This is a genomic window from Kistimonas scapharcae, from assembly GCF_039540975.1.
Classification (GTDB): domain Bacteria; phylum Pseudomonadota; class Gammaproteobacteria; order Pseudomonadales; family Endozoicomonadaceae; genus Kistimonas; species Kistimonas scapharcae.
Map to the genome: position 1 here is coordinate 1 of NZ_BAABFL010000106.1, position 11,137 is coordinate 11,137.

Genomic DNA, 11,137 nt, shown 5'->3' on the forward strand with positions numbered 1-11,137 from the left:
CATCGCCGCTGGGCATGTAGCGGATCTCAGGGTCGCTGCCCAGATTGCCGATCAATATAACCTTGTTTACACCTCGCGCCATAGTTAACCTCTGCCTGTGCCTTGAAGAGTTTCTTTTCTTAGTACTGGTAAAGGTGATTCAGAGCAATCATTTTCAGGGTCTTCTCTATAGTGCGTTAAGATCGGAGCTGATCTCTGATCTCTGATCTCTGATCTCTGATCTCTGATCTCTGATCTCTGATCTCTGATCTCTGATCTCTTCTGAATCGCTTCTACCCTTATTATGACATTTTTTTGTAGTTACTAACTGGCCAATCTTACCCACATTAAAGTTGGGATTTTTTGTGATATCCCATAGAGGGGCTGATAATTCTTTTATCTGATAAAGGGTTGCTTCGTCAGGTAGCTTAAAGCTTTCATGGTCAAAAAAAACATCACTGTTTCTAATGGTGGGTACAAAAGGGGATCTTAATACTAAGACCATGCTTTCAGAGGAGCTCATTAACTTGACGGCATGTTCGTATTGTGTGCCGTCAAAAATATAAAAATCACCTGGATTAGTGGATGATATTTCAAGTTCGCTATCATGGTGTTTTATCAACGTATTGCGCTTGCCCATAAGGTTGACGCAAGCGACAAGTTGACCGACTTTCGGTTTGTCAACATGCCAATGAAGACAAAAATCCACGTTTTCATTTAGAGCAGAGCCGTCTAGAGAATAATAATGATTTATAGCAACATGGCGAATAGCATTGTGACCGAAGACTTTTGCCATCTCAGGGTTGAGTTTATGTATCTGTTCAATAAGATTTATTATTGAATCGGGTGCTCTTGGAAGTAATGCTCTTTCGTTTTCCTCTCTTCCTGGCATGGGAATGTTTTCATGTCGAGGAGTGACTATCATGCCATCTGCATAGCACACGCGCATTTGTTGCGTAGTAACCCCTCTGTTTGGGTAATGTTCCCACTGCATAGACGAAGGGGTAGTATTAAATGTGTGACGCTTTAATCTGTCATCAGGGTCGGAGTTCAATGTGCCTAAGCTATGGATTTCATCATTTATTTGCCTTATGTATGAAGTTGGTAAGGATCCGACAAAAATAGTGCCTTTTTCACCCTTTATTGTAGGAGCTGTAATAGCTTTGCATGTAGTGAAAGTTCGGTTGTGGGGTACTAACCTTTTATTGCCTTGTTTGTTCGGTAGTTTGGCGTTTATGGTATCAGCTTTTTGCAGTCTTTTTCGTGTATTACCAGTTGCACTTTGGTTATTACTGGAATGATGTGATGTGGCCTTTTGGCTTAAATTGCCGGTTCCTTGAGACTCTGTTCTGGATGAGTACATGACAAACCTCCGTGTTTACTTTTGTATCCTTGTATAGGATGCCAAGAAATCAGAATGGTTCGCGTTATTGCTGACATTACGGTTAGGTATTCAGGAAATATGAATATTCAGTCATTAGAACGTCTCCGTCTGCTTCGAGCCCAACGCAATCGTAGCCGCCGTCCCAACAGATGGATACTTAATTCTGCTGCAACGTCCGCCGAGCCAGAATCTTCAACCACCCTGCATACTATCCCGAACTTGGCTGTGCCGCTATTAAGGCTTGCCATTGCGTGAAGACAAGCCGGTTGATAGTGCAAACCCGATACTACTCAGGCGTCCAGAGTCTCAGGGGCTTCATGCTGCTCCAGATCCTTCAGGCGTTGCTCGGCATCCTCGGCATCCTCCAGCTGGCGCTCTATAGGAATTCGGTACAATGCCCGTGCCCGGTCAATATCGGTAGGCAATGAAACGGAGCCGAGTGTGCCCATGCTGTAGATATCCCCCCAGCCGATATAGCCCCAGGCAGTATCCGGATAGTCATTGACCAGTGCTTCAAATGCGGCTTCCCCTTGTTCATGCTGGCCGATGAAAAAAAATGTTTCAGCTTCAGCCCGGCGCATATTATGGAGTGTCTGAGGATGTGATGAAGGGAAGTGTTCGCACAACTCGCGGCAAAAAACGATGCGTTTGTTGAAGTAATCCGGATTGTCCACTCCCGCGTTATGCAGGTACATCTCAACATCTGAACACCAATTGGACAGGAACAGTCCGTCTAATGGCAGTATCTCATCAATTGATGCTGTATCTTTGTAGAGTGCCTTCACATGGCTCCAGGCTTTAAGCCAGAGGTCGCAGGCCGCTCCTTCAGACGGTTTATCCTGTATATCATGTAGTTCATAACCTTCATCAATCCATTCAACAATACAACGTTGTTCATCGGTCAGTGGCGTGGATAGCGCGGTGAGAGTTTTTTGAGTAGAAGCCGAAAGCCCGCAGCTCAGATCGTCTTCATCAAATGAGAATCGGCTGTCTTCAGGTAGAATGGTGCTGGCAATCTGGAGGTGTAAATCATCCTTATAATCCCATGNTCTGGCTTTCGAAATCCTCCTGACTATCATCCATCGTGTCGTCGTGCAGCATATTCGTCAGCTTCTGACGCATTTCCCGGCCTTGCTCTTTCTCCACGATGCCGATGTTCCAGCACATACTCACCATACCAATGGTGCTTTCGATATAGTCCCTGGAGGCGTTTGGGATATCCAGCAGTCCACCGGCAAACTCAAGAAGTGTCTCTGACAATTTTGGCAGCCCGCTTAAGTCAGGCGCTTCGGGTGAGTGCTTTTTCTGCTTTTGTGCCTGCAATTGTTTTTTCTTGCGTCGCTTCAGTTCTTTCTGGCGACGTTTCTGGGCGGTGTTGAGTTTGGCCATGACGGTTTTTTTACCTCTGGGGGCGTGAAAGCGGTGAAGTGTAGAGAAGATTGAAGTATCAGCGCGGCAGGCGATCTCGTTTTCTGGCCGATGAATGATATGCTGCGCTGAAAGATGGGTGGATCAGGTGTCACCACACTCAATGAAACGCCCGGTGCGAACCCGTATGCCGGGTGGGACTGAGGGTTAGAGCCCCCCCGGCTACCCGATTATGTATGTTGCAATTCTGATTTGATGTCATTGCACAACTTTATGTGGGTCTCGATCATAAAGTTCAAATCTGAATTAGAGATTTTCCTGTAGTCGTCAAATGTTTCAATATCATACTTTCCAAGAATATCATTCGACGATGCCATGGTACTCTCTATCAGAGACCTGACTTCCGCGGTTATGGAATTAAGATCCAGTTTGTTGTAGGCCTTAATTCCTTTTGCCAGCCTCTTATGTTTAGGGCTTTGACTGTCAAGTAAAGCTCTCATAGAACGTTTTAACCGGATTTCTATATCACTCACATCAATACCATTTATAAAATTTACGCTGTAAAAAATAACGCTTGCATCAGTCAAACTTGCAAGAGTCAAGACCCGACTTCGGATTCCCTCGAGATTATACCTTCCCCCCCACCCCTTTAAACTTCTCAACAAACGCCGCAATCTTTTGAAACACACTCTGCTTCTTGGTCAAATACTGCGGATTCAGAGGACTCATTTTCGGCAGGATAGCATTGAGCTCAGTGCCATTCTCGCTGGCATACTCCCGTTTCAGTGAGTTAGTAATATACCGTTTGGCGGCTTCATTATTCAGGCTCTCTCCTTCAATCAGCTCCTCCGCTTCACGCTGCTGTTCTTGTTGAGCGAAAGCAAAAAAAGCGTCAATAACACTGGCTTTATCACCAATCACGTCAAGATCAGTCTGATTGATAAAATCAACCACCAGATCTTCTTTGGCGCGGTTGCCAAGGCTGGCACGAATCAGTCGGCGCACTTCATCAACCAGATCGGCTTTACTTCTGGTTTTCTTGTTGTGCTCAAAGATCAGCTCCAGAATGTAATCCAGATTGATCTCCTGAGATTTCAGCAAGTCCACCTCAAACACCACATCATCCCAGTCGATGGTGGAATCTTCTTTTTCCTTGCCAGATTTCTGTCGGCGCTGCCAATCCCGAATATCGTTATAGGTAGAGCGGTAATCCTGAATTTTGCGCTCGGCGGGCAGGCGTATCGTCTGCATCTCAGCCAGCTTTTCATCATCCAGGTAATGCTCGGCCTTAAACGCCTCAACGGCTGCCGGGTCGCTCATATCCACGTCTTGCAGGGCTTTCAGGCTGGCAAACTCATCGTAGTTTTGCAGCACATTTTCGACGCGCAGGTACTCGCCAAAGAGTTTGGCGAAGGCTTTTTTGTCCGACTCTTTCTCAATGGCCGAAGGATCAGGAAAGCGCTGCTCCAACTCGTGCACTACATCCATAAAACCGCGTCTGGCTTCGCCGGTGACCAGGTCGGTAAAGCCTTCCATATATTCCTTGTAGCTTTTTTCCAGCACCACGTTCTTGGTGTTTTTATCACCAAACAGGGTGATGGCGTCTACCGTCGCCTGTTCCAAATCGCGGAAGGTGACAATATTGCCAAAGGTCTTGGTGGCGTCATAAATCCGGTTAGTGCGTGAATAGGCTTGCATTAACCCGTGGTAACGCAGGTTTTTATCCACGAACAACGTATTCAGGGTTGGCGCGTCAAAGCCGGTGAGGAACATCCCGACCACAATCAATAAATCGATATCCTTGGCTTTAACCCGCTTGGCCAGATCGCGGTAATAATTCTGAAAACCTTTGCTATCGACACTGAAATTGGTTTTGAAGAAGGCGTTATAGCCGGCAATGGCGGCGCTTAAAAACTCCTTCGCGCTGCTGTTCATGGCCGAGACATCAAAACTCTCATCCAGAATATCCCCGACCGCATCCTGCTCTTCATTGGCCGCAAAGGAGAAAATGGTGGCGATCTTCAGCGGCTTTTCGCTATCAGCCTGCAACTGGTTCAGCGACTCGTAATACAGCTTGGCTGCATCCACGCTGCTCACCGCGAACATGGCATTAAAGCCCCCGCTTCCGGGAACGCCACTGGCTTGCAGGCGATGGGTTTTCTGGCGGAAGTTATTCAGAATGTATTGGGAAACTTCACGAATACGCTCCGGGTGCAGAAGGGCCTGCTTGTTTTCTGCGGCGTTGAGCTTTTTCTCATCCTGCTCGGTTTCGATGGCCTTAAACTTTGGGCGAACATCGTTGTAGTCCACCTTGAACTTAAGCACCTTTTCATCGCGAATGGCATCGGTAATCACATAGGAATGCAACTCACGGCCAAACACGCTGGCAGTAGTTTCTGCGCCTAAAGCGTTCTGCGGGAAAATGGGCGTACCCGTAAAACCGAACTGATAGAACTTTTTGAACTTCTTTTTCAGATTCTTCTGGGCTTCGCCAAACTGGCTGCGATGGCACTCATCAAAAATAAACACCACCTGTTTGTTGTAAATGGCAAGGTCGCCCTCGCTTTTCATCAGGTTGTTGAGCTTCTGAATGGTCGTGACGATGATCTTGTTGTCGTCTTTATCCAGATTGCGCTTAAGGCCAGCGGTACTGTCAGAACCATTCACACTGTCCGGAGAAAAACGCTGGTACTCCTTCATGGTCTGGTAGTCCAGGTCCTTCCGGTCGACCACAAAAAACACCTTGTCGATAAAATCCAGCTGAGTCGCCAAGCGGGCCGCTTTAAAACTGGTTAACGTTTTACCGGAGCCAGTGGTATGCCAGATAAAACCGCCGCTCTCCGGTTTACTCCACTGTTTAGCCTCGTAGGAACTGTTGATCTTCCATAAAATACGTTCGGTGGCAGCAATCTGGTAAGGGCGCATCACCAGCAAGGTATCACTGACATCAAACACCGAGTAGTGCAGCAACACATTGAGCAGGGTGCTTTTCTGGAAGAAGGTGGCGGTAAAATCCTGTAAATCTTTGATCAGGCTGTTATCCGCCTTCGCCCAGTTCATGGTGAAGTCAAAGCTGTTTTTATTACGCTGGGTAGTATTGGCAAAATAGCGGGTGTCGGTGCCGTTAGAGATCACAAACAACTGCAAATATTTATATAGCGACTGTTCACTGTTAAAGCTCTCCTTGCTGTAGCGATGCACCTGGTTAAACGCTTCACGAATGGCCACGCCCCGTTTTTTCAGCTCAATCTGAACCAGGGGCAAACCATTCACCAGAATCGTCACGTCGTAGCGGTTTTTATGGGTGCCGGTCTGTTCAAACTGCCGGATGATCTGGCAGACATTACGGTGAATATTGTGTTTATCCAGCAGGTAGATGTTCTGGATATGCCCATCATCAAAGACAAAATCGAAGATATGGTCATCGTGAATCTTACGGGTTTTATCTATGATGTTATCGCCGGGTTTATCCAGATAGGTCTCAACAAAACGCTGCCATTCCCCATCCGAAAACACCACATCATTCAGGGTTTGCAGCTGCTTGCGAACATTGCTGAGCATCTTATCCGGGGTGTTTAAATCGGCTACGTATTCATAGCCCTGATTTTGCAGATCAGCGATCAGCTCCCGCTCAAGATCGTTTTCGCTCTGGTAGCTTTCGTTGACCTGGTAATCCGGGGTGTATTTATCCAGAACGATAAAGTTCCTGGACTCCGCAATGGTTTTGTAATCGGCCATGATGGTGACCCGTCAGCTGTGTTGATTAGGCAGCGTTGCTGGTTGCTTCAGGTTTTGGAAAACTCAGCAGCAAATCACGATAATATTCGTATTGTTGCTGGCGGAGCTTAATTTCACGGGGTAAGCCTTCGGTGATGGAGGTCGTTAGGGTGTCGAATTTGTCGAGGATGGCGACGATGCGAGCTTGTTCTTTAAGTGAATCTTCAGAATTACCGCTCGGAATGGGAATCCTGAAATTCTTTATAATATTGGAATTGAGATCACCTCTGGCACCTTGTCCTAACGCTTTCAAAGTTTCATAGTTAAAACTAACCCAATGAAAAACGTATCTATATAATGCTTTGTCTGGATCTATTTCAAGACAGCAACAGTGCTGATTGGTTGTTAGTGAAATTTTATTTATGGCAGACCGACCTGCGGTTGCACCTGAAATGGCAACAATTACGCAATTCTCAGGAATCCATTTTGCAGCAGAATTTTTTAATGCTGCTGGTGTTATTTTAACCTCTGTTTCTGAAATATCAGAAAACTTAACTTCTTGAGTTCTCAACCAAGGAATTTTACCACCATCGTAATATTCTGGAGTTCCTGCTCTTGGAGTTCCGCCGGAATATGTTTTAAGCGATACATCCCCCAACGTCTTCCACTCAACTTCGCCTTCATCAAAACTCAACAACTGATCACGATAGTAGTTGTATTGTTTCTTACGTGCGCTAAGCTCGGTGGTAAGCTCGGTGGTTAACGAGGTAAATGTGTCTAAAATCTGGATGATTTCTGTCTGGATATTTAGAGGAGGTATTGGGAGTTGAATTTTAGCCATGTCTGTTGCTGAAACATCAATGACTTTCGTTCCTTTTGCGTACCTTCTTTTCTCATTTGCAAATGATGTGGTTTGAGTATAGTAGGCAAAATATTTACCAAGAATTGCATGATTAGGTTTAAATATCGTAGCGTGTCCACCGGTGACAGCTTGTTGCTCACCTAAGTAAACCAAAGCTTTACCAACATCTGCGAGGTTCTCACTTGTGTTTGTGATTACAACATCGCCAGTATTTACCTTTTTCAGCTTTTGAGCCAGTTCAGGTGAAACAAAAGACTTGGTTTCCGTTGTAGATAAACCGTAGTACGTGTAAATCTGACCGTAGTGAATCGCAGGAATACCAGCTTCAGTGAAGTCTTTTTTTTGTAGTCCGTTACCACGAACCAACTCACCAAGCTCTCCTAATGCCTTCCACTCAACGGCAACTCCATCAAGCAACCTTTCCATAAAACTTAATACACTCATGCCCGAACCTCCACACCTTCAATCTCTGCGACTATTGCATCAATATCCGACCGAAGTTGTGTAACTTTCTCAACAGTGGTTTTCAGTTCAGTATTCAGCTGAATAATATCCACCACTTCACGGGTATCTTTGGCTTCCACGTAACTACTGACGGAAAGGTTGTAGCCATTGCCAGCAATGGTTTCAAAAGTCTCTGTTTTGGCAAGGTGTGCAATATCTTCTTTGCTCTCAAACACTTTCAGAATTTCTGCGATATGTTCATCCGTCAGCAGGTTGTTATTGGTGCCTTTGTTAAACAGGCCACTGGCATCAATAAACTGGGTGTCGGTTTTGGTTTTGTGTTTGGATAGCACCAGAATATTCACGGCGATGGTGGTGCCAAAGAACAGGTTAGGTGCCAGGGCGATCACGGTTTCTACATAGTTGTTATCCACCAGATACTGGCGAATTTTCTGCTCGGCACCGCCACGGTAAAAAATACCGGGGAAGCAGACAATCGCCGCCCGACCTTTGGCAGAGAGGTAGTCCAGGGTGTGCATCACAAAGGCAAAATCCGCCTTAGATTTGGGGGCCAGCACACCGGCAGGGGCAAAGCGGTCATCGTTGATCAAGGTCGGATCATCGCTGCCAATCCACTTCACCGAATAAGGAGGATTGGAGACAATGGCATCAAAGGGCTTGTCATCACCAAAGTGCGGATCAGTCAGGGTATTGCCCAGCTGCATATTGAACTTGTCGTAATTGATGTTGTGCAAGAACATGTTCATACGGGCAAGGTTGTAAGTGGTGTGGTTGATCTCCTGACCAAAGAAACCCTCTTCAATAATATGAGCGTCAAAGTGCTTTTTTGGCTTGCAGCAACAAAGAGCCGGAACCGGCGGCCGGGTCGTAGATTTTATTGATGCTGGTTTGCCCGTGCATAGCCACTTGAGCAATCAGTTTCGACACCTGCTGTGGGGTAAAAAACTCACCACCGGATTTACCCGCATTGGCGGCATAGTTGGAAATCAGAAACTCGTAGGCATCGCCAAACAGGTCGATATCGCTACCATGAAAATCCCCAAAGTCCAGCCCGGCCACACCTTTGAGCACCGCTGCTAAACGACGGTTTTTATCAGTAACGGTATTGCCCAGGCGGTTGCTGGTGGTATCAAAGTCAGCAAACAGGCCTTTAATATCCACTTCAGAAGGGTAACCGTTGGCAGAGCTTTCGATGGCTCTGAAGATGTCAGCGAGATCGGTATTCAGGCTATCGTTGGTGTTGGCATGTTTGACAATATTGGCGAACAGCTCACTGGGGTAGATGAAATACCCTTTGGTTTTGATGGCATCATCACGAATCTCGGAGGTAATAACACCATCATCTAATTCGGCATAGTTTACACTCTCATCATCGCCTTCAATGTAGCTGGCAAAGTTTTCACTGATAAAGCGATAGAACAGGGCACCGAGCACGTACTGCTTGAAATCCCAGCCATCCACTGCGCCCCGTACATCGTTGGCAATTTGCCAGATTTGCCGATGCAACTCTTTCCTTTGCTGGGAGCTTTTCATGGTATTTATCCTGTTTTGATAAGTTATTACAAATGGGGTGAGTTTTATGTCGAGTGGTATTGAATAGTCAGGGCTAATAGCTCACGGCAGAATCATGAAGACTTTATTCACGCAAGGAAGCCTGTTCTTCGTGCAGCCTGCTTCTGCTTCCTATCCAAACCACGCTAAAGCTTTCACATCGTTGAGAAGGTTCTAATTTGATGTCAGGTCTTAATTATTGGATTGCCCAAGTTTCAAAACCCGACTCAGTTTTCCCTGTGACCCGGCCAGCGGTGTGATGAACAAATCGCAAGCACGCTACCGCCCGAAGGAGTCGCACGATCGTTTCAGGATCGACGGAGCGTGGGCCTCGGTAGCTCGATGTTGAATGAATGTTTAGAAATGAAGCGTCGTATGTAATCACATTTGGAGAGGGGAAACTATTGCAGTTATGGCATAAAGACTACGGTTTTTGCTGCTGACCCTCTGACCGTTTCTCACGCTCAAGCTGCCGAAGGATGGCAAAGCGTGTCTGGCCCGGGTTTTGATCCCAGCCGGGGTCGAGGTCTTCCGGCACTGTGCGGGTCTTGCCGGTGCGAGGGTTTTCCCAAAGACGGGGTTTGATCTTTGGCTCCGGTGATGGTTTCAGCCCGTAGGCTTTCAGCTCTTTGCGGTCCAGCTGTACTACGCCGCAGCGGCAGTTCCAGCCGTTCGGGGGGAAATGGGTTGTCCAGAATGTGTGGTTTACCGGATACACCCTGCCATCCCATTGTTGGGGTTCGGGTCGTACCCGGTGGTCTTCCACTGCGTCGTACATCAGGTATGGCGAGGTTGCAGCGTTGGCCCGGATGCTTTGCCAGTGACCCACGCTATAGGCGCTTTGCAGGTTGGTGCGGAAAATAGTCGCCAGCCTGAATGCGCTGCCCAGTTGTGCTTTGACGATCTGCCCGCTATCCGGGTCCACAATATTCTGTTTACCCCACCATCCGGCCTTTTTCAGGGCAGGAATGAGCTGCTGTTTGAACTCCGTCAGCGTCTGCCCCTCGTCTATGGCCTGCTGTGTTTTTTTGGCTACGAAGGCCAATAGATCCCGGTTCATCATCTTGGCCACGGTAAAGGCGGCGTCATGTTCCTCTGCGAGCATATCCTCCCAGCGAAATGACAGCTTCAGCCCTTTGCGTTCAAAGAACCGGATAGCCTGGGCGGGTTTCAGGGTAAAACCGGCAGTGACTTCCAGGAAGTCATTGTAGCTTGAGGACATAATGAATATTCATCGGTTATCGCATGAAACTTCTGACAGATATGGCGTGTATTTTCCAGTAATGCTTTGCTGGTGATCTGTAGATATGTTGGCGAAACGCTATAGTTTCCTTCAAAACCTAGCTTTCGATAAAAACCAAATGCACTACTAACTGCTTTTCGCACTTCAATGATAGGGTAATTTTTAATATGTACGGCATAGAAGCTGGCAATGTGAAGCAGCAGTGTTCCTAATCCATGCTTTGCAGGGTTTGTTTGTATATATTGAAGCTGTACCAGCTTCGATTCAACATCCAAATACAAATCAGCGAAAGAACGTAGTTCTGGCATTGAAGCCTGAAAAAGCTTTAGCTTTATAAGATTATCCTGAGCTTTGAATTTCAGTCTTAGCGTAAGTAATACATTATTTTTCAAGTGTAGAAGTTGTATTCTTTTATCAGAAATGAGTATGGAAATATCCCGGTCATTCAGAGTGTTTTTTGAGGGTCCTGCTTGGGATGCTGAAGGTGTTGCGTATTCTGGCACAACTTGAACACCGATTCTGGTAACTCTTGAACACCCATTCTGGTAAGTCTTGAACACTGATTCTG

Annotated in this window: 8 protein-coding genes; all 8 read right to left on the minus strand. The window is 46.6% G+C overall.

Going from position 1 to position 11,137, the window contains the following annotated elements; translation table 11 throughout:
• On the minus strand, positions 1-82 hold an 82-nt coding region (locus tag ABD892_RS05980), incomplete at its 3' end, for a single-stranded DNA-binding protein (protein WP_345194512.1).
• Between the two features lie 84 nt (positions 83-166).
• The gene (locus tag ABD892_RS05985; protein ID WP_345194503.1) at positions 167-1,342 is read right to left on the minus strand and encodes a hypothetical protein; all 1,176 of its coding nucleotides are present in this window, start codon (positions 1,340-1,342) and stop codon (positions 167-169) included.
• Positions 1,343-3,358: 2,016 nt separating this feature from the next.
• Complete coding sequence (locus ABD892_RS05990; RefSeq protein WP_345194504.1) at positions 3,359-6,469, minus strand: HsdR family type I site-specific deoxyribonuclease; 3,111 nt, start codon at positions 6,467-6,469, stop codon at positions 3,359-3,361.
• Positions 6,470-6,494: 25 nt separating this feature from the next.
• On the minus strand, positions 6,495-7,754 hold the full coding sequence (locus tag ABD892_RS05995) for a restriction endonuclease subunit S (protein ID WP_345194506.1): 1,260 nt from the start codon (positions 7,752-7,754) through the stop codon (positions 6,495-6,497).
• Positions 7,751-8,689 (minus strand): type I restriction-modification system subunit M, encoded by a 939-nt coding sequence (locus ABD892_RS06000; RefSeq protein WP_345194507.1) that lies wholly within the window; start codon positions 8,687-8,689, stop codon positions 7,751-7,753. Before ABD892_RS06000 ends, ABD892_RS05995 begins: the two co-directional genes overlap by 4 nt.
• Positions 8,589-9,308, minus strand: a complete 720-nt coding sequence (locus tag ABD892_RS06005) for a type I restriction-modification system subunit M (RefSeq protein ID WP_345194509.1) — start codon at positions 9,306-9,308, stop codon at positions 8,589-8,591. The genes ABD892_RS06000 and ABD892_RS06005 overlap by 101 nt, the downstream gene beginning before the upstream one ends.
• 442 nt (positions 9,309-9,750) lie before the next feature.
• Positions 9,751-10,548 (minus strand): phage head morphogenesis protein, encoded by a 798-nt coding sequence (locus tag ABD892_RS06010; RefSeq protein WP_345194510.1) that lies wholly within the window; start codon positions 10,546-10,548, stop codon positions 9,751-9,753.
• Positions 10,497-11,137 (minus strand): N-acetyltransferase (locus ABD892_RS06015; protein ID WP_345194511.1); only part of this gene is annotated, 641 nt, incomplete at its 5' end. The genes ABD892_RS06010 and ABD892_RS06015, both read right to left, overlap by 52 nt.

Bases quoted from the DNA above. Each gene is read 5' to 3' on its own strand.
- ABD892_RS05995 (WP_345194506.1), bottom strand. From the start codon at position 7,754: ATGAGTGTATTAAGTTTTATGGAAAGGTTGCTTGATGGAGTTGCCGTT.
- ABD892_RS06010 (WP_345194510.1), bottom strand. From the start codon at position 10,548: ATGTCCTCAAGCTACAATGACTTCCTGGAAGTCACTGCCGGTTTTACC.
- ABD892_RS05990 (WP_345194504.1), bottom strand. From the start codon at position 6,469: ATGGCCGATTACAAAACCATTGCGGAGTCCAGGAACTTTATCGTTCTG.
- ABD892_RS05985 (WP_345194503.1), bottom strand. From the start codon at position 1,342: ATGTACTCATCCAGAACAGAGTCTCAAGGAACCGGCAATTTAAGCCAA.
- ABD892_RS06005 (WP_345194509.1), bottom strand. From the start codon at position 9,308: ATGAAAAGCTCCCAGCAAAGGAAAGAGTTGCATCGGCAAATCTGGCAA.